At 67.2% G+C, this 18,465-nt stretch carries 15 protein-coding genes; 7 read left to right on the forward strand and 8 right to left on the reverse strand.

The window, feature by feature from the left end; genetic code table 11:
- Positions 1-7: 7 nt before the first annotated feature.
- The 3 genes from C7389_RS08530 to C7389_RS08540 all read left to right on the forward strand — a co-directional run bounded on the left by C7389_RS08530 (position 8) and on the right by C7389_RS08540 (position 1,920).
- Entirely contained in the window at positions 8-1,207 is a 1,200-nt protein-coding gene (locus C7389_RS08530) for an ABC transporter permease (RefSeq protein WP_133590347.1), read from the forward strand.
- Positions 1,197-1,514, forward strand: coding sequence for a hypothetical protein (locus tag C7389_RS08535; RefSeq protein ID WP_133590349.1), 318 nt, complete (start codon positions 1,197-1,199; stop codon positions 1,512-1,514). The genes C7389_RS08530 and C7389_RS08535 overlap by 11 nt, the downstream gene beginning before the upstream one ends.
- A 184-nt stretch (positions 1,515-1,698) precedes the next feature.
- Positions 1,699-1,920 carry a hypothetical protein gene (locus C7389_RS08540; protein ID WP_133590351.1) on the forward strand — a complete coding sequence of 74 codons (222 nt, stop codon included), beginning with the start codon at positions 1,699-1,701 and terminating at the stop codon, positions 1,918-1,920.
- Here the strand turns inward: C7389_RS08540 and C7389_RS25400 are convergent.
- The 3 genes from C7389_RS25400 to C7389_RS08555 all read right to left on the reverse strand — a co-directional run bounded on the left by C7389_RS25400 (position 1,917) and on the right by C7389_RS08555 (position 6,478).
- Complete coding sequence (locus C7389_RS25400; RefSeq protein WP_246034686.1) at positions 1,917-4,007, reverse strand: pseudouridine synthase; 2,091 nt, start codon at positions 4,005-4,007, stop codon at positions 1,917-1,919. The two genes, C7389_RS08540 and C7389_RS25400, sit on opposite strands and share 4 nt — an antisense overlap.
- Before the next feature lie 148 nt (positions 4,008-4,155).
- Positions 4,156-5,412, reverse strand: coding sequence for a putative Na+/H+ antiporter (locus tag C7389_RS08550; RefSeq protein ID WP_133590353.1), 1,257 nt, complete (start codon positions 5,410-5,412; stop codon positions 4,156-4,158).
- A gap of 115 nt (positions 5,413-5,527) precedes the next feature.
- A complete protein-coding gene (locus C7389_RS08555) occupies positions 5,528-6,478 on the reverse strand; it encodes a D-2-hydroxyacid dehydrogenase (protein ID WP_133590355.1) in 951 nt (316 codons plus the stop codon).
- Positions 6,479-6,707: 229 nt separating this feature from the next.
- On the opposite strand from C7389_RS08555, the gene C7389_RS08560 reads away from it, so the two are divergent.
- Complete coding sequence (locus tag C7389_RS08560; RefSeq protein WP_211168251.1) at positions 6,708-7,442, forward strand: IclR family transcriptional regulator; 735 nt, start codon at positions 6,708-6,710, stop codon at positions 7,440-7,442.
- 85 nt (positions 7,443-7,527) lie between these two features.
- Here the strand turns inward: C7389_RS08560 and pbpG are convergent, their stop codons facing one another.
- The 3 genes from pbpG to C7389_RS08575 all read right to left on the reverse strand — a co-directional run bounded on the left by pbpG (position 7,528) and on the right by C7389_RS08575 (position 12,236).
- Complete coding sequence (pbpG, locus tag C7389_RS08565; protein ID WP_133590358.1) at positions 7,528-8,562, reverse strand: D-alanyl-D-alanine endopeptidase; 1,035 nt, start codon at positions 8,560-8,562, stop codon at positions 7,528-7,530.
- A gap of 163 nt (positions 8,563-8,725) precedes the next feature.
- Positions 8,726-9,886, reverse strand: coding sequence for a patatin-like phospholipase family protein (locus C7389_RS08570; protein ID WP_133590360.1), 1,161 nt, complete (start codon positions 9,884-9,886; stop codon positions 8,726-8,728).
- Positions 9,887-9,959: 73 nt separating this feature from the next.
- On the reverse strand, positions 9,960-12,236 hold the full coding sequence (locus tag C7389_RS08575) for an NADP-dependent malic enzyme (protein WP_133590362.1): 2,277 nt from the start codon (positions 12,234-12,236) through the stop codon (positions 9,960-9,962).
- A gap of 402 nt (positions 12,237-12,638) precedes the next feature.
- Here C7389_RS08575 and C7389_RS08580 point away from each other — a divergent pair, with 402 nt between their 5' ends.
- Positions 12,639-14,483: a phosphoenolpyruvate carboxykinase (GTP) gene (locus C7389_RS08580; protein WP_133590364.1), complete on the forward strand. Its 1,845-nt coding sequence runs from the start codon at positions 12,639-12,641 to the stop codon at positions 14,481-14,483.
- A gap of 235 nt (positions 14,484-14,718) precedes the next feature.
- Positions 14,719-15,885 (forward strand): pyridoxal phosphate-dependent aminotransferase, encoded by a 1,167-nt coding sequence (locus tag C7389_RS08585; protein ID WP_133590366.1) that lies wholly within the window; start codon positions 14,719-14,721, stop codon positions 15,883-15,885.
- Positions 15,886-15,998: 113 nt separating this feature from the next.
- Here the strand turns inward: C7389_RS08585 and C7389_RS08590 are convergent, their stop codons facing one another.
- Both C7389_RS08590 and ampD read right to left on the reverse strand, forming a co-directional pair.
- Positions 15,999-16,700 carry a transglycosylase SLT domain-containing protein gene (locus C7389_RS08590; protein WP_133590656.1) on the reverse strand — a complete coding sequence of 234 codons (702 nt, stop codon included), beginning with the start codon at positions 16,698-16,700 and terminating at the stop codon, positions 15,999-16,001.
- 298 nt (positions 16,701-16,998) lie between these two features.
- Positions 16,999-17,598: a 1,6-anhydro-N-acetylmuramyl-L-alanine amidase AmpD gene (gene ampD, locus C7389_RS08595; RefSeq protein ID WP_133590368.1), complete on the reverse strand. Its 600-nt coding sequence runs from the start codon at positions 17,596-17,598 to the stop codon at positions 16,999-17,001.
- A gap of 78 nt (positions 17,599-17,676) precedes the next feature.
- Here ampD and C7389_RS25680 point away from each other — a divergent pair, with 78 nt between their 5' ends.
- Complete coding sequence (locus C7389_RS25680; RefSeq protein ID WP_281275369.1) at positions 17,677-18,354, forward strand: pilin; 678 nt, start codon at positions 17,677-17,679, stop codon at positions 18,352-18,354.
- Positions 18,355-18,465: the final 111 nt, after the last annotated feature.

Consider the following 18,465-nt stretch of genomic DNA (forward strand, 5'->3'; position numbering starts at 1 on the left):
CGGCCACATGCGCTGGGCCGACCTCTTCCAGCTTTCGCTGCGCGCCCTGAGCGCCCAGCGCCTGCGCAGCTTCCTCACCCTGCTCGGCATCGCGGTGGGCATCGCCGCGGTGATCCTGCTCACCGCCATCGGCGAGGGCCTGCACCGCTTCGTGCTGCAGGAATTCACCCAGTTCGGCACCAACATCATCAAGCTCACCCCCGGCCGCCTGGGCGCCCGCGGCGGCCCGCCCGGCCTGCCCTCCACCACCCGCGAGCTGACGCTGGACGATGCCGCCGTGCTGGCGCGGGTGCCCTTCGTCACCGGCGTCACCCCGGCGGTGTCCGGCAACTCCGAGATCCGCGCCCAGGGCCGGGTGCGCCGCACGCTGGTGATGGGCGTGGGGCCGCAGATGGACCGCATGTTCGCCATGAAGGTGCGCAGCGGCCACTTCCTGCCGCCGGACGACGCCGCCAGCGCCCGCGCGCTGGTGGTGCTGGGCGCCAAGCTGAAGCAGGAGCTGTTCGGCGCCGGCAACGCGCTCGGCCAGCGGGTGCAGATCGGCACGGAACGCTACCGGGTGATCGGGGTCATGGAGGCCAAGGGCCAGTTCCTCGGCGTGGATCTGGACGACACCGCCTACATCCCCACCGCACGGGCGCTGGCGCTCTACAATCGGGACGGGGTAATGGAAATCAACCTCACCTACGAGGAAGGCGTTCCCGCCGCCCGCGTGGCGGCGGAAGTGAAGCGGCGCATGGTGAACCGCCACGGCCGCGAGGATTTCACCCTCACCACCCAGGAAGACATGCTCGCCAGCCTCTCCAACATTCTCGACATCCTCACCGCCGCGGTCGGCGTGCTGGGCGGCATCTCGCTGCTGGTGGGCGCGGTGGGCATCGTCACCATCATGACCATCGCGGTGGCCGAGCGCACCGGCGAGATCGGGCTGATGGTGGCGCTGGGCGCCACCCGCCGCGCCATCCTCGGCCTCTTCCTCGGCGAAGCGGTGGCGCTGGCGGCGCTGGGCGGCCTGCTCGGCCTCGCCATCGGCGCCGGCCTCGCCCAGCTCGCCGCCCTGCTGCTGCCGGCACTGCCGGTGAGCACACCCTGGCATTTCGCCCTGCTGGCGGAAGCGCTGGCCATCCTCATCGGCCTGGTCGCCGGCGTGATGCCGGCGCGCACGGCCGCCCGTCTCGATCCGGTGGAGGCCCTGCGTGCCGAATGAAACCAGGCGCCGGCTGGCGCCTCCCCCCGCCCTGGCACAGCGTCTGGCCGCGATCCCGCCAGCGCTGCTCATCGCGGCCGCCGCGCTGCAGCCGCTCACCACGGCGGCCGCGCCCGCGCCCTGGTACCAGTGGCGCAGCAAGCTCAACAACCAGACCATCTGCGCCCAGGCCTCGCCCGGCCCCGGCTGGGAGCGCGAGCGCAACCGCGGCCCCTACACCGGCAACCGCTGCGACCGCCTGCTGCCGCCGCACAAGCTTCCCGCCCAGCCGCCCCCGGATCGGGTTGCGCCAGGTCAAGGAAGCTAGCTTTCCTCCGGTAAGCCCCGCCGCCTCAACCTAGAGTTGAATTGAAGGCGCGGGAATGAACGCACAGCGGGTTTCCGGGCGGAACTACGCCTTCCCGACCGCCGTCCGGCAGCAACGCCCACCGTGGCCGCCGCCGACCGACAACCCTGCCCGCCAGCGCCCGGGGCAGGCGGAGGAGACCGTCATGTCCTTCTTCGACTCTCCCATAGGCCGCTGCCCCGTCGTAAGGGAGATGGTGCTGCTGGACGAAACCCAGGCCGAATGCGCCCGCGAACACGAGTGTCCGCCTGGCCAGGTCTGCCCGCTGGAGGATTGCTTCACCCGGGTGAGCGGCCGCGCGCCGGACGGTGCGGAGATTCCCGCCGCCGCACCGGCCGCGCATGAAGCGCGCAAGGCCGCGCTTTAGAAAGCCTCGTCCGCGCGCAGGTAGCGCCACTGGCCGAGCGGCAGATCGCCCAGCCGCACCCGGCCGATGCGCACCCGTTTCAGGCCAACCACCTTCAGGCCGACCAGCTCGCACATGCGGCGGATCTGGCGCTTGCGGCCTTCGCGCAGCACGAAGCGCAGCTGGTCGTCGTTGATCCACTCCACCTCGGCCGGGCGCAGCGGCTTGTCGTCCAGCGACAGGCCGTGGCGCAGCAGCGCGAGGCCATCCGGCACGAGTTCGCCTTCCACCCGCACCAAGTACTCCTTCTCGACCTTGGAGTTCTCGCCGATCAGCATGCGGGCAACCCGGCCATCCTGCGTCAGCACCAGCAGGCCGGTAGAGTCGATGTCCAGCCGGCCTGCCGGCGCCAGGCCCTTCAGCTGGGAGTAGTGGAAGCGTTGGGAAACGTCGCGGTCGAACTGGTTGTCGGCGCCGATCAGCGACACCGCCGGTTCATAGCCCGGCTCCGGCTGGCCAGACACATAGCCGACCGGCTTGTGCAGCAAGATGGTGACGCGCTGCGCCTGCTGCATCTTGGCCTCGGGCGCCAGATCCACCCGGGCATCCGGCGCGATGCGCGTACCCAGCTCGGACACCCGGCGGCCGTCCACGAACACCCAGCCGCGCGCTATCAGCTCATCCGCCTCGCGCCGGGAACAGATGCCACGCTCGGCCATGACCTTGGACAGGCGCACGCCCTCCGCCTCGCCTTCCTCACGCGGCACCATCGGGCGCTTCGGCCTGGCGGGTTCGGCAGCCGGGGGACGCTTGGCGAAAGGCTGGTCCGCCTTGCGCTCGTCCCCGGCCTCCGGGCGCGCCCTGGGCCGGCGTTCCTCGCCCGCGCCGGCACGGTCAAGACCACCGGCGCGCGCTTCGCGCTCGAAACGCGGACGGCGTTCCTCGCCGCCGAAGCGGCCACGGCCATCCTCACGTTCGCCACGGCCGCGTCCCGCCTGCTCGACGCTTGCGCCACGGCCGTCCTGGCGCGGCGGGCGGTTGGCTCGCCCGTCGCCACCAAAACGGCCAGCGCCTTCCACACGCCCGGCGCGGCCGGGGTGCTCATCGCGACCGAAACGGCTACGGCCGTCTTCACGGTCGCCACGGCCACGTCCTGGCTGTTCTCCCGATGCACCGCGGCCTTCGGGACGGGCAGGACGGCTGAAACGCTCTTCGCCGCCGAAACGGCCACGGCCTTCCTCGGCAGAACGGCGGGGGCGCTCCTCCCATCCCGCTCGGTTGCGGTTCTGTTCATCCGCCGGGCGACGCCGGCCTTCTTCCCGCGGCGGGCCACTGCGCGTGTCGTCACGCGCGAAACGCTCGCGATCACCAGGCTCCTGACGGCTGCGCGGCGCGCCGTCGGGGCGCCGGTTGTCATCACGGGCCGGCCGAGCACGCTCGCCCCAGGCGGAATCACGCTGCCGTGGCAAGGCGTCATCGCCACCGGAGAAGCTGCGCTCCCGCGAGCCCTGCGCCCGCTCGCCGCTCCTTTCCTGCCACGGGCGCTTGCCGGCGGAAGCATCCACATCCCGCGGACGGCCGAAACGCGGCTTTTCATCGTTCGCCTGCTCCCGCTCACCCCGGCCACCGGAACCGAAGCGGCCGCGGCCTTCGGAAGAGCCAGGATCCCGGCGCGGCCCCTCGGAGCGGAAACCCTCGCCACGCGAACGGCCAGCGCTACCGCCCTCGCGTTCCTTGCGCTCGGTGCTAGCCCGGCGCTCATCCGCGGCAGGGCGCGGAGCGCGGAAATCGCCTTCCGCCTCGCGTCGGGCACCACGCGGGCGCTCGCCACCGGCTGCGGCGCGGTCACCGCCGCGCGGTGCCCCACGGCCGGCATCGGCAGCATCTCGCCCCCCGCCCCGCTTGTCCTCGCCACGGCCCTCGGCCCTGCGCTCGTTGCGCGCAGGAGCGGCACGCTCGCGGGCCGGCTTGTCGCCGCCTGCCCGGGCTTGGGAGGGCTGCTCGCTGTTGTCGGGTTCCGCCGGGTCAGTAGCAGGCTTGCGGACCTTGAGCGTACCGGCAATGCGGGACGGCACCGGCTGGGGTGGATTACGGCGTACGGATGTCACGGGAAACCTCGGCGCGCCGGACGGCGCGGTGGGAAGAAACGGCCGCAATTATGCGCCCTCGGGCCGCGGGCGGCGAACGAAACGGTCACGCCTGCAAGGAAAACGGGGAGCCCGCGGGCTCCCCGTTCCAGTTCGCTACAGTCCCGCGCTAAAGGATCTGGAAGGCGAGGATGGCGACGATGGTGGGCGGCAAAGCAGTGACCAAGAGCCCAAGTGGATTGATCGCCTCATCGTCGAAATGGCCGCGCAGGATGGCGAAACCCGCCGGGTTGGGTGCGTTGGCGATCACGGTGAGGCCGCCGCCGGTGACGGCGCCGGCTACCAGCGAGTACTTGAAGGCCTCGTCTACACCCTCCACCAGCGAGCCCAGATAGGTCAGCGCGGCATTGTCGGTGATGGCGGTCAGCGCGGTGGCGCCGAAGTAGAGCGCGGTGGTGTCCATGCCGGCCAGCACGTCCTGCAGCCACCACTGCTGCTGCGCGCCCAGCGTGACCAGGCCGGCGAGGAAGAAGCCGACCATTAGGCCTTCGCGCAGCATCAGCCTGTCGTGGTAGTGCTTGTAGCCCTCGGCCACGCCGAGGAAGAGCAGGAACAGACCGACGAACACCGTCGGATGGTGGGCGAAATAGACGATGCCGACGAGGAAGAGCACGTGCAGCAGGATCAGCGTGCGCGGCACGGTGCGCTGGCCGGCGCTGGCATCCACCTCCAAGGTCTTCAGCTCACGGGCGAACAGCAGGGTGGCGATGCCGGCGTTGATGAAGACCGCGATCGCCGCCTTCCAGCCAAAGTGGCCCAGCATGTACCACAGATCCCAGTTCCACTTGGCCGCCACCATCAGCACCGGGGGCGCAGCGAAATGGGTGAGCGTGCCGCCGATGGAGACATTGACGAAGAGCGCGCCCAGGGTCACGTACTTCAGCCGATGGGAAATGCCCTTGGCGTAGAAGTTGTCGCGCAGCATCAGGGCCGCCAGCGTCATCGCAGCCGGCTCGGTGATGAAGGAACCCAGCAACGGCAGCACCGACAGGCAGACGAAGTAGAAGGCCAGCCCGTCCTGCAGCGGGATGTAGCGCGCCAGCGCCCGTGCGCCGACCTTGCACAATTCCAGGATGGGACGGCTGGCGGCCACCACCATGATGACGAAGACGAAGGCCGGCTCGGTATAGTTGAGCCCGTCCAGGTAGCTCGCCGCCTCGCCGGCGCCACCGATAAAGGCCATGAATATCAACAGCACGAAGGCCCAGAAGCCGAACACCACCTCGACTTCGCCCAGCAGATGCCAGATGCCGGAATGGTTCGGCTGTAGGTGAGCGAGACGCTCGAAGTACTTGGTGAGGAAGGTGTGGGCGACGGCGATGGCGAACAGCGCCGTGCCAACGATCTGCAACACGCTGGGGGTCATGCGGAGTCCTTGTAATTTCTTGTTTCGGGGGCGCGGAAGCGCCCGAATATAGCCGATCCGCCGATGGCCGCCTTGGCAAAAAACCAGCTGCCAGCGCCGGTGGCAGCCGCCCGCTTCAGGCGAGGCGATTGCGCGGCTCGCCGGCGGCGTAGGCCTCGATGTTGCCGATGGCCTGCGCCGCCAGCGCTTGCATGGCGCCCTGGGAGGCCCAGGCCACGTGCGGGGTGACGATGAGATTGGGAACGTCATCCGCCAGCAAGGGGTTGCCCTTGCGCGGCGGCTCGGCGGAGAGCACGTCGGTGGCGGCGCCGGCGATCACTCCGGCGCGCAGGGCGTCGGCCAGCGCCTGCTCGTCCGCCACGCCGCCGCGGGAGGTGTTCACCAGCACCGCAGTGCGCTTCATCGCCCGCAGTTCCGCCTCGCCGATCAGGCCGCGGGTGGCGGCATTCAGCGGGCAGTTGAGCGACAACACATCGGCCTGCGCCAGCACCTGGTCGAAGGCGGAGTAACCCGGCCGCAGCACCGCAGCTCCCTTGTGCTCGGCGTAGAGGATGTTCATGCCGAAGGCGCTCGCCAGCCTGGCCACGCCCTCGCCCAGACCGCCACGGCCGACGATGCCCAGGGTGGCACCATGCAGATCGCCTATCGGGTGGTCGAAGAAGCAGAAGTTCTCCGCCTCCGCCCAGCGGCCGTTGCGCACGTCCGCGGCATAGGCGAACAAGTTGCGGCGCAGCGCGAGCATCAGCATCAGCGCATGTTCCGGCACGGTATGCACCGCGTAGCCGCGCACATTGGAGACGACGATGCCGCGGGCGCGGCAGGCCTCCAGATCGACGTTGTCCGCGCCGGTGGCGGCAATGGCCACCATCTTCAGCCGCGGCAGGCGGGCAATGGCCTCCGCGTCCAGCTTCACCTTGTTGACGATGGCAACGTCGGCCTGCATCAGGCGCGGCACCAGTTCGGCGGTGGTGGTGGCCGGATACTCGGTCCACTCGTGTTCCAGGGCCGGGCGCGGGAAAGGCACGCCCACCGCATCGCGCTCAAGGCAGACGATGGCCAGACTCATATGCAGTACTCCAGGTTGACGCAAGGATTCCATCGGTGACCCGCGCTGGCGCCCAGGCACCGAAACGCCCGGCCGGCGGGCCGGGGTGGCGTTCGTTTCACTAGGCGAAATCACGCCGGGGCTTTACCATTCGCGGGTTACGCAAACCCGCAAGGCCCAAGTGTCCACCAAGACGACAACCGCCGCCAACGGCGCGGAAGCCAAGAGCCCCATCCAGGTCATCGAGCGCATGATGAAGCTGCTCGATGTGCTGTCCCACCATGCCGATCCGGTGCCGCTGAAGCAGCTGGCGCTGGAAACCGGACTGCACCCCTCTACCGCCCACCGTATCCTGGGGGCGATGACGCAGAGCGGCTTCGTCGAACGCGGCGATGCCGGCGTCTACCGGCTGGGCATCCGCCTGCTGGAGCTGGGCAGCCTGGTGAAGTCGCGCATCTCCCTGCGCGAGACCGCGATGCCGGCGATGCTGAAGCTGCACGCTGCCACCGGCGAAAGCGTGAACCTGGGCGTGCGCGACGGCGACGAGATCGTCTATGTGGAGCGGACGTCCAGCGGCCGCTCCTCGGTGCGGGTGGTGCACATCGTCGGCGCCCGCGCGCCGTTGCACACCACCGCCACCGGCAAGCTCTTCCTGGTGGAGGACGGCCTGGATCGTATCCGCGACTACGCCAAGCGCACCGGCCTGCCGCCTTCCACCCCAGCCTCCATCACCCAGCTGCCCGCACTGGAGCGGGAGCTGGACAAGGTGCGCCGCCACAGCGTGGCCTTCGACCTGGACGAGGTGGAGGCCGGGGTGCGCTGCATCGCCGCCGGCATCCGCGACGATGGCGGCGAGCTGGTCGCCGGCCTGTCGCTGTCCACACCTTCCGAGCGCTTCAACCCCGACTGGGCGCCGCTGGTGCGGGAAACCGCCGAGCAGATCTCGCGCGCGCTGGGCTACAGCGGCGCGGACAAGCCCCGCTGAGCATGCTTCGGTTGAAGCTCTGACCCCTAACAAAAACGCCGGACAGTGTCCGGCGTTTTGCATTCCGGGAATGCGTACCCGTCCGTCAGCTGGAATGGCCGCCGGCAGCGACCACGAAGCGTTCGCCGCCCGCCGCCTCCAGCCACTTGCGCACACGCTGGGCGTCGGCGGTGCGGGTGTAGCGGCCCACGGAATCCATCAGCACGATGACCACCGGCTGCTTGTGCATCCAGGCCTTCATGACCAGGCAGCGGCCAGCTTCATTGATGTAGCCGGTCTTGGACACCGCAATCTCCCAGTCCGGGCTCCGCACCAGGCCGTTGGTGTTGCCGAAGCGCAGGCTGCGGCCCTTGATGTCCACATAGCGTTCTGACGTGGTGGAGAACTCCCGGATCAGCGGGTAGGAGGACGCGGCCTCCACCATCTTGGCCAGATCCCGCGGGCTGGAGACGTTGGCCGGCGTCAGCCCGGTACTGTCGTGGAAGCGGGTATCCCACATACCCAGCAGGCGGGCCTTCACGTTCATTGCCTCGACGAAGGCCGGCATGCCGCCGGGATAGTGGCGGGCCAGCGCCGAAGCCGCCCGGTTCTCGGAGGACATCAGCGCCAGGTTCAGCATCTCCTCACGCGTCAGCCGGGTGCCCAGGGCCAGCCGCGAGCCAGTGCCCTTCAGGGTGTCGATGTCCGCTTCGGAGATGACCAGCTCCTCGCTCAGGCTCTGGCCAGCCTCCAGCACCACCATGGCGGTCATCAGCTTGGTGATGGAGGCAATGGGCACGATGGAAGCGCTGTTGCGCTCCAGCAGCACGTTGCCGGTGGCTTCGTTCAGCACGTAGAAGGCGGAGGAGCGCAGCTGCGGGTTGCCGTGAGCGTCCAGCGTCAGCTCGCCCTCGTCAGCGGCAGGCGCAACCGGCGTGCGCTTGATGGAAACCTTGCGCGCGGTGGCGGTGGTGTTCTTAGCCACGGCCTTCTTCGGGGCGGGTTTGACCACCGCTTTCTTGACCGCGGTCTTCTTCGCTGCCGGCTTGCTCGCAGTGGCCGAGGCGGCGTGAGCGCCGCTGATGCCGACCTGGGCCACCGAAAGGCCAAGCAGGAAGGCAATGAGGATTCTTGGTTTCATGTTCGGCGCTTCACGAAGATTCGTGATGTAATTTTTAACAAAAATAAACAGATATCAAGTTTTTTTGAAGCACTTTCGAAAAAGCGGCTTACCGACTGTCACATTAACGCCTGGGTTTACCCCGACGATGACACGAGTCGCACGAATTCACCCGTGTCCGCCGTCACGCCCCACCGAGCCGGAGAAAGGCTGCTACCTCGTCCCGCCGCGCCATGGTGTCGGCGTGGCCGAGCGCCATCAGCGCGCCGGTGTATTCCGGCTCGAACAAAAGATAGGAGAGCAACATGGAGCCGTCCCGTCGCATCACGCCCATGCTGCTCAGCACCGTCCGCAGCAGCGGCGGCAGGCTGTGGCGGTGGCGGCTGGCGATGGTGTCCAGCCGCTGCGAGGGGGAAATCACCAGTGTCTCGATGGGTCGCAGGCTGACGCCGGCAGCAGCCCGTTGTGCCGGGGTGAAGGCGTTGAGCGTGGCGTTGATGCGCGTCATCCGCTCCAGGTCCATCGCCAGGCCGTCGAGGAAGATGCTGGACATGGCATGGCCGGCGACCTGCGCCGGCGAGGGATAGTGCTCGGTACGCTGCCGCCCTTCTTCCGCCAGCCGGCCGGCACCGATGACCAGAATGCGATCCGCACCCAGGTGGATGGCCGGGCTGATGGGCGCCAATTGCCGCATGGAGCCATCGCCGAAGTACTCGCGGTTGATCCGCACCGCCGGAAAGACGAAGGGAATGGCACTGGTCGCCATCAGGTGATCCACGCCGAGCAGGGCGCGCACGCCTACGCGCTGCGCCCGCCGCCAGGGTTGCACCGCGGGCGCGGCCTCGAAAAAGGCCAGGCTCTCGCCGGAGGTGTAGCCGGAGGCGGTGACGCTGAGCGCATGCAGGGTGCCGGCGGCGATGGCGCGGTCGATGGCGGAGAAATCCAGCGCCCGCTGCAGCAGGTCGCGCAGCGGCTCGTTGTCCAGCAGGGAGCGCGGCGTCTGCCGCACCGCCCAACCAGTGAGAAGCGCGCTGCCCCAGCGCAGGCCGCTGCCGAGCAGCGCCAGCGGATCGACGCGATAGACCTGGTGAACGCGGAAGTTGCGCCAGATCCAGGCCAGGCGCCGTACCGCGCGGTCGAAATCGGCTGAATACACCGCCAGCGCGGTGGCATTGATGCCACCGGCCGAGGTGCCACACAGGATGGGGAAGGGATTGCCCGGACGCGGGCCGCGGATCTGACGGATCGCGGCAAGCACGCCGACCTGGTAGGCCGCGCGCGCGCCGCCCCCGGTCAATACCAGCGCCGCCCGCCCGTCCGCCTCCCCATCCACCCGCTCGCCCATGCCGCGCCCTCCACAAGGGCGCGATCTTGGCATAAGCGTGCGGACGGGGAAACGGCATGTCCGCGCGCGGGCGTCAGGCGCCGGGCTGGCCGGCTTCGACCACGGTGAGCGCGGTCATGTTGATGATGCGTCGCACGGTGGCCGACGGCGTGAGGATGTGCACCGGCTTGGCCGCCCCCAGCAGGATGGGCCCCACCGTCATGCCTTCGCCAGAGGCGCTCTTGAGCAGGTTGAAGGCGATGTTGGCGGCATCCAGCGTCGGGAAGATCAGCAGGTTGGCGTCTTCGCGCATGCGGGCATTGGGGAAGATCTGGGTACGCAGCTTGGCATCCAGCGCCGAATCGCCGTGCATCTCACCTTCCACCTGCAGGTCCGGATGGCGCTCGTGCAGCAGGCGCAGCGCGGCGCGCATCTTCTCGGCGGTGGGCGAATCCGCCGAACCGAAGGAGGAATGCGACAGCAGGGCGACACGCGGCTCGACACCGAAGCGCTTCATCTCCTCGGCGGCCAGGCAGGTCATCTCGACGATCTGCTCCGGCGTCGGGTCGTAGTTCACATAGGTGTCGGCGAGGAACAGGGTGCGTTCCGGCAGGCTGAGCACGTTCAAGGTGTAGCAGTGGTTCACCCCCGGGCGCCGGCCGAGCACTGCCTCCACGAACTCCAGGTGCAGCCGGTGCATGCCGTAGGTGCCGCAGATGAGGCCGTCGCCGTAGCCGAACTTGAGCAGCAGCGAGCCAATCAGCGTGGTGCGGCGGCGCACTTCCTTCTTGGCGTACTCCACCGACACGCCCTGGCGTTCCATCAACTGGTGGTAGTGGGTCCACAGCTCCTTGAAGCGCGGATCCGACTCGGGATTGACCAGCTCGAAGTCGGCTTCCGGCTGGATGCGCAGGCCGAAGCGGGCAATGTTGTTGGCCACCACCTCCGGCCGGCCGATGAGGATGGGGCGCGCCATGCCCTCGTCCACCACCGTCTGCACCGCGCGCAGCACCTTCTCGGACTCACCCTCGGAGAAGATGATGCGCTTGGGCGCCATCTTGGCCGCGGCGAACACCGGCTTCATCAGCAGGCCGGAGTGCCAGACGAAGTTGTTCAGCTGGCTGCGGTAGGCGTCCCAGTCGGTGATCGGCCGCGTGGCGACGCCGGAAGCAACCGCGGCCATGGCCACCGCCGGGGCGATCTTGACGATGAGGCGCGGATCGAAGGGGCGCGGAATGATGTATTCCGCGCCGAAGCCGGACACCTTCTCGCCGTAGGCGGCGGCGACGATGTCGCTCTGCTCGGCGCGGGCCAGTTCGGCGATGGCGCGCACCGCGGCGAGTTGCATCTCGTCGGTGATGGTGGTGGCGCCCACGTCCAGCGCGCCGCGGAAGATGAAGGGGAAGCACAGGACGTTATTCACCTGGTTCGGATAGTCCGAACGACCGGTGGCGATGATGGCGTCGTCGCGCACCGCCTTAACCTCCTCCGGCAGGATCTCCGGCGTCGGGTTGGCCAGCGCCAGGATCAGGGGCTTGGCGGCCATCTTCGCCACCATCTCGGACTTCAGCACGCCGCCGGCCGACAGGCCAAGGAACACGTCCGCGCCGTCGATGACTTCGGCGAGCTTGCGCGCGTCGGTCTTCTTCGCGTAACGCGCCTTGATCGGATCCATCAGCGCCGTCCGGCCCTCGTACACCACGCCTTCGAGGTCGGTGACCCAGATGTTCTCCACCGGCACGCCCAGCTTCACCAGCAGGCCCAGGCAGGCGAGCGCGGCGGCGCCGGCGCCGGAAGTGACCAGCTTCACCTTCTTCAGGTCCTTGCCCTGCATCTGCAGGCCGTTGAGGATGGCCGCGCCAACCACGATGGCGGTGCCGTGCTGGTCATCGTGGAAGACCGGGATCTTCATCCGCTCGCGCAGCTTGCTCTCGATGTAGAAGCACTCCGGCGCCTTGATGTCCTCCAGGTTGATGCCGCCGAAGGTGGGCTCCAGCGCGGCGATCATGTCCACCAGCTTGTCCGGGTCGGGCTCGGCCACTTCCAGGTCGAACACATCGATGCCGGCGAACTTCTTGAACAGCACGCCCTTGCCTTCCATCACCGGCTTGGCCGCCAGCGGGCCGATGTTGCCCAGGCCCAGCACCGCGGTACCGTTGGTGATGACGCCGATGAGGTTGGAGCGGGCGGTGAGGGTGGCGGCCTCGGCGGGATCTTCGACGATGGCGTCGCAGGCGGCGGCAACCCCGGGGGAATATGCCAGCGACAGGTCGCGCTGGTTGGTGAGGACTTTGGTGGGCGTCACCGAGATCTTTCCGGGACGGGGAGTGCGGTGGTAATCGAGCGCTGCCGCGCGTATCAGTTCATCCATGACGCTGTCGAATTCTCGCTATTTTGGTTGTGGTGTAGCCGGGTCCCTGCACCCTGGCGAGCAGCCGAAGGCTAGCGCAACGTGCGCGAAACGCAACATTGCGGGGTGCGCCTCCAGATCGGGGAGCCCCTGTCGCGGGAAGGGACAAGCCTGGTTACAAAGGCTGGCGTACTCCCCCCTTCGGCGCCCGTGGCATAATATTAGGCTTTCGCCGACTGCGGTTTACCCTAGTATTTTCCGCAGCACACCTGCAGCAGATTCGGCGCGATAACACACAGTGGGACGGCGACCGGCACGCCGCGCCGCCCTACAAACCGCCGGCGATAGAAACGACCCGTCGAGGAGGAGGGGCCGGCCGGTGGGAAGAGTTTTTTGCTTCCGCTACCAGGAGAGCCTCACACCATGACTCAAAGCTACGCCGACGCAGCCATTGCGGCCGCCCCCACCTATGTGCGCCATGAAGGGCTGAAGAAGTGGGTGGCCGGGATCGCCACCCTGACCCAACCCGAGCGGGTGGTGTGGTGCGACGGCTCCCAGGAGGAATACGACCGCCTCTGCGCCGAAATGGTCGAATCCGGCATGCTGATCAAGCTCAACCCGGAAAAGCGCAAGAACTCCTACCTCGCCTGGTCCGACCCCTCCGACGTCGCCCGCGTCGAAGACCGCACCTTCATCTGCTCCAAGGACAAGAACGACGCCGGCCCCACCAACAACTGGGAAGATCCGGACACCATGCGCGGCACGCTGAACGGCCTGTTCCAGGGCTCCATGCGCGGCCGCACCATGTACGTGGTGCCCTTCTCCATGGGCCCGCTGGGCAGCCCGATCGCCCATATCGGCGTCGAGATCTCCGACAGCCCCTACGTGGTCACCAACATGCGCACCATGACCCGCATGGGCAAGGGCGCCATCGAAGTGCTCGGCACCGACGGCGAATTCGTGCCTTGCGTGCATACCGTCGGCGCCCCGCTGGCACACGGCGAGAAGGACAGCCGCTGGCCGTGCAACCCCACCACCAAGTACATCGTCCATTTCCCGGAAACCCGCGAGATCTGGTCCTACGGCTCCGGCTACGGCGGCAACGCCCTGCTGGGCAAGAAGTGCTTCGCTCTGCGCATCGCCTCCACCATGGCGCGCGACGAAGGCTGGCTGGCCGAGCACATGCTGATCCTTGGCGTGGAATCCCCGGACGGCGAGAAGACCTACGTCGCCGCCGCCTTCCCGTCCGCCTGCGGCAAGACCAACTTCGCCATGCTGATCCCGCCGCGGAGCTTCAACGGCTGGAAGATCACCACCGTGGGCGACGACATTGCCTGGATCAAGCCGGGCAAGGACGGCAAGTTCTACGCCATCAACCCTGAAGCCGGCTACTTCGGCGTCGCCCCGGGCACCTCCGAGAAAACCAACTTCAACGCCATGGCCACGTTGAAGGAGAACATCATCTTCACCAACGTCGCGCTGACCGACGATGGCGACGTGTGGTGGGAAGGCATGACCAAGGAAGCGCCCTCGCACCTGGTCGACTGGCAGGGCAAAGACTGGACACCGGAGATCGCCCGCGAAACCGGCCGCAAGGCGGCGCACCCGAATGCCCGCTTCACCGCGCCGGCCAGCCAGTGCCCGTCCATTGACCCGGACTGGGAAAACCCGCAAGGCGTGCCGATTTCGGCCTTCATCTTCGGCGGCCGCCGCGCCACCACCGTGCCGCTGGTGTACCAGGCCTTCAACTGGAACTTCGGCGTCTACATGGCCGCCACCCTGGGCTCGGAAACCACCGCCGCCGCCTTCGGCGCCCAAGGCGTGGTCCGCCGCGACCCCTTCGCCATGCTGCCCTTCTGCGGCTACCACATGGGCGACTACTTCAACCATTGGCTGAAGATGGGCCACGTGGTCGAACAGACGCCGAAGATCTTCTGCGTGAACTGGTTCCGCATGAACGAGAAGGGCGAATTCATGTGGCCCGGCTTCGGCGAGAACATGCGCGTGCTGAAGTGGATCGTGGACCGGGTGCGTGGCCGCGTCGCCGCCAAGGAAACCAACCTCGGCTGGATGCCCAAGTTCGAGGACATCGACTGGAGCGGTTCCGAAGTCACCGCCGAGCAATTCAATGCGCTGACCCAAGTGGATGTCGACGCCTGGAAGAGCGAACTCGCCCTGCACAAGGAATGGTTCGACAAGCTGCAGGATCGCCTGCCGCGCCAGCTCACCCTGAAGCGCGAGCTGTTCGAACTGACGCTGGCCGAGTAAGCCGCGTCTTCGCACCGGCGGCCTCGGGCGCCGGTGCAGCCTGCCCGCCCGGCCCTGGTTGCAGCCCTGCACCAGGGCCGGCTCTTTTGCCCTTTAACCCGAGGGCCTGCCGCCAGTTCCGTTCAGCCCTGACACTGCCCGCCAGATACAAGAGAGGACATGGCGGAACCGCCAACGGATCAGGCAGCCTGAACCTCACAGGCCACGGCCTTCCCCGCACCCAAGGTAATCCACCATGCCTTCCCGCCGCTGTGCCGATATCCAGCCTTTTCATGTCATGGAGCTGCTGCGGCGCGCCCGGGAACTGGAGGCCGCCGGGCGCGACATCATCCATATGGAAGTTGGCGAGCCCGACTTCCCGACCCCGCCTCCGGTGGTGGAAGCCGCCACCCGCTTCCTCGCCACCGGCGAGGTGCATTACACCCCCGCGCTTGGCCTGCCGCGCCTGCGCGAGGCCATCGCCCGCTTCTACCGGGATCGCTTCGGCGCCGAGGTGCCGCCCGAGCGCATCATCATCACCAGCGGCGCCTCCGGCGCGCTGATGCTCGCGCTGGCAGCCACGACCGATCCCGGCGACGAATGGCTTCTGCCGGATCCCGGCTATCCGTCGAACCGGCACCTGGTCCGCAGCTTCGAAGGCCGACCGGTCGCGCTGGCGGTCAATGCCGACACCGGCTACCAACCGACAAGCAGCCAGATCGCGGCCAACTGGACGCCGCACACCCGCGGCCTCATGGTCGCCAGCCCGGCCAATCCGACCGGCACCCTGCTCATGGCCGAAGCCTTGGCACGGTTGCACGACTGCGTCAGCGAACGCAACGGCTTGCTTCTGGTGGACGAGATCTACCAGGGGCTCACCTATGGCGTGCCCGCCTCCACCGTGCTTTCCAATCCCGCCCTTGCTGCATCCGACACGCTCTTCGTCGTGAACAGCTTCTCCAAGTACTTCGGCATGACCGGCTGGCGCCTGGGCTGGCTGGTGGCCCCGCAAAGCCATGTGCGGGAGATCGAGAAACTCGCCCAGCACTTCTTCATCTCCCCTTCCACCCCCGCCCAGCACGCTGCCCTGGCCGCCTTTGCCCCTGGCACCCTGGATCTGCTGGAGGAACGTCGCCAGGCCTTTGCCGAGCGGCGCGACATCCTGCTGCCCGCCCTGCGCCAGATCGGCTTCGACATCGGCACCGAGCCCCAAGGCGCCTTCTACATCTACGCCAATGCCTCCGCGCTGACGCCCGACAGCGAAAGCCTCGCACGCCGCCTGATCGAAGAGGCCGGCGTCGCGCTGACGCCGGGGCTGGATTTCGGCGAACACCGCGCCCGGGAACACCTGCGCATCGCCTACACCACCAATGGCGCCCGCCTGCGCGAAGCCGTCGACCGGATCGCCCGCTGCCTGGGCTGAAGTGGGGCGCGAAGCGAAAAATGGCGTCCGCTCCACCCGCCCAGAACGGGCAAGCCGGAACGGACGCCATCCGCAGGGTGAGCAGCCAGCCTCAGCCGCCGTGCAAGCTCAACTCAAGCGCCAGCAGCAGCGGGCCGGCGCCCCGCCGCGGTCACAAGCCGCTGCTTGATCGCCATCACCTTGCGCGCGTACGCAGCCTCCGGGTCGCTCAAGGCACCGCCGTAGTACTGCAGCGCGGCCTGCATGCTGCCGTAGCGGCGCAAGCCTTCATACAGCACCTGAGTGCCCACCCGCACATTCACTTCCGGATCGAACAAGGCCTCGCCGCCTTCATCGGCAGCCAGTTTGTCCATATGGAAACGCGGGATGACCTGCATCAGGCCCTGAGCCCCCATCTGGCTCTCGGCAAAGGGATTGAAGCGGGACTCCACCGCCATCACCGCCACGATCAGCAGCGGATCTATCCCCACGCCCCGGCCGGCAGTCTCGGCCGCAGCCAGGACGGGCTCCAGGGCCACCGTGGAAACGTTGTAGCGGCGCGCGATCCAGTCGCGGACCCGCAGCATCTCCTTGGAAAGCGAGGGCTCATCCACCACCGCAACCGGGGCCGGCGCAACAGGAGCCTGCGCCAGAGGCGCGGCATGGGCGGAACCCAGCGCTGCGTCCTCGAAGCCCACGGGAGCCGTTTCAAGGCGCCCGGCGGCAAAGATCAATACACCGACAATGCCCGCAGCCAACAACCCGCCGTGGGCAAGATGAAGCACGCAAGCGCCAGCCCTGCGGGCCCAGCCTGCGATTTGAGTTGCGTGAACCATGGTGTCCTCCGTGCTGTGGCCGGAGTGCCCGAATGCAAGCGCCCGGGTAAGGCGCAAACGAATCCCCTGCGGTAACAGGGGAGGAAGGACCGCGAGATGGCCGGTAAGCCTTCTCAAGCGGATCGAGGCGCTCGGTCGCCAGTAGGTCTCAAGCCCATCGCCGCAACCAGACGACGGACTCCGTGGTGCGAACGTCCATGAAGTTGTGCCCTCACGGGATGTGAGGCGGCACCGCACCGTAAAAAACCTGACTACGAATCTATTTCAAACCAATGCTGCAACGCAGCGGACGCGGATTCTATTGATTTTCCTGGGCTTTGTCAAAGTCGCCCGGCAGGCGTCCTGCCTCCACCTCCAACAAGCCGGCCAATCTATCCCATTCGAAATACGGCCCCGGATCGGTTTTCCGCCCCGGGGCGATGTCCGAATGCCCCACCACCGCCTCGATCGGATAGCGCTCCCGCAAGACCTGGATCAACGCCGCCAGGCGCGCGTACTGCCCGGCTTCGAAGGGCTGCGTGTCACACCCCTCCAGCTCGATCCCGATCGAAAAATCGTTGCACCGCTCCCGCCCCTTCCAGGACGACACCCCCGCATGCCAGGCCCGCATCTCGGTCGACACGAACTGCAGCAAGGCCCCGTCCCGCCGGATGAAGAAGTGCGCCGAGACGCGCAAGTGGTGGATCGGAGCGAAGTAAGGATGCCCGAGCGGGTCCAGGGTGTTGGTAAATAATTGTTCGACGTGGGGCCCACCGAACTGGTCGGGGGGGAGGCTGATGGCGTGAACCACCAGCAGGCTGGGCTTCCCTGCCTCCGGGCGGGCATCAAAGTTGGGGGACGCCACCGCCAGCGAGGCCGGACACCAACCGCCCGCGTCCAGACTCAAACGTTGGTCCATCGAAGAAGCTCCGGCTCGACAAACGGGGAATTGTACGGGTAGCGCCTGGGTGCCGCGGCGCCGCCTCGTACCGCAACCATGAGCGAGCACCTCGGCCCGGTTGCTCGACTGTCAACTTTTGACAAAGCCGTTCAACGCCCATGTCACCAAATGACGTATTCCATGCCCCCGGACGGCAATTCCCGCGCGTTTTCCCCATTTTTCCCGCTGGCATGCAATCTGCTGATAGCTGACCGCACACGAATCAAGCACCCGTTCTTCGTTTTCATTGCCAAGGAGCAACAAATGAAAAAGGTTCAACAAGGCTTCACCCTGATCGAACTGATGATCGTCGTGGCGATCATCGGCATTCTGGCTGCCGTTGCAATCCCGCAGTATCAAAACTATACGATCCGTGCAAAGGTCGCCAATGCTCTCTCTGCAGTGGACTCCCTGAAGACGGCTGTTGCCATGTGCGGTCAAGAATCCGGTGGAACACTTACGTCATGCGACACCACCGTCGCGGCCACACCTACGTCCATTCCCGCCTTTACCGCCACTAAGGAGGTATCCGCGGCATCCGTTACTGATGGAGTTATTACGCTGACCTTTGCCTCAGGCATATCCACCGACGTCGACAGCAAGAAAATTTCATTCACGCCCACCTTCGGCGATACCAATGTGACTTGGTGCATTGCGACCAATGTTACCCAGCCAGCTGAAATTGTGAGCTCCATAACGAAGAACAGCATTGGCACCTGCACTGCACCGACTTAATGCCTCTTCCGCATAGGTATCTGCTCAAAGCCTGACGGGATGATACAACGACAGTTTTGAAGCGGAGTTGATTGACGGTTGACTAAACGACAAGGCCGCTAGCAATAGTGG

Origin of the sequence: Azoarcus indigens (assembly GCF_004361735.1) — a bacterium.
Taxonomy (GTDB): domain Bacteria; phylum Pseudomonadota; class Gammaproteobacteria; order Burkholderiales; family Rhodocyclaceae; genus Azoarcus; species Azoarcus indigens.

Coding starts and splice junctions, on each gene's coding strand:
- C7389_RS08530 (WP_133590347.1), top strand. CDS start 8: ATGCGCTGGGCCGACCTCTTCCAGCTTTCGCTGCGCGCCCTGAGCGCC.
- C7389_RS08540 (WP_133590351.1), top strand. CDS start 1,699: ATGTCCTTCTTCGACTCTCCCATAGGCCGCTGCCCCGTCGTAAGGGAG.
- C7389_RS08550 (WP_133590353.1), bottom strand. CDS start 5,412: ATGACCCCCAGCGTGTTGCAGATCGTTGGCACGGCGCTGTTCGCCATC.
- C7389_RS08555 (WP_133590355.1), bottom strand. CDS start 6,478: ATGAGTCTGGCCATCGTCTGCCTTGAGCGCGATGCGGTGGGCGTGCCT.
- C7389_RS08560 (WP_211168251.1), top strand. CDS start 6,708: ATGATGAAGCTGCTCGATGTGCTGTCCCACCATGCCGATCCGGTGCCG.
- pbpG (WP_133590358.1), bottom strand. CDS start 8,562: ATGAAACCAAGAATCCTCATTGCCTTCCTGCTTGGCCTTTCGGTGGCC.
- C7389_RS08570 (WP_133590360.1), bottom strand. CDS start 9,886: ATGGGCGAGCGGGTGGATGGGGAGGCGGACGGGCGGGCGGCGCTGGTA.
- C7389_RS08575 (WP_133590362.1), bottom strand. CDS start 12,236: ATGGATGAACTGATACGCGCGGCAGCGCTCGATTACCACCGCACTCCC.
- C7389_RS08580 (WP_133590364.1), top strand. CDS start 12,639: ATGACTCAAAGCTACGCCGACGCAGCCATTGCGGCCGCCCCCACCTAT.
- C7389_RS08585 (WP_133590366.1), top strand. CDS start 14,719: ATGCCTTCCCGCCGCTGTGCCGATATCCAGCCTTTTCATGTCATGGAG.
- C7389_RS08590 (WP_133590656.1), bottom strand. CDS start 16,700: ATGGTTCACGCAACTCAAATCGCAGGCTGGGCCCGCAGGGCTGGCGCT.
- ampD (WP_133590368.1), bottom strand. CDS start 17,598: ATGGACCAACGTTTGAGTCTGGACGCGGGCGGTTGGTGTCCGGCCTCG.
- C7389_RS25680 (WP_281275369.1), top strand. CDS start 17,677: ATGAGCGAGCACCTCGGCCCGGTTGCTCGACTGTCAACTTTTGACAAA.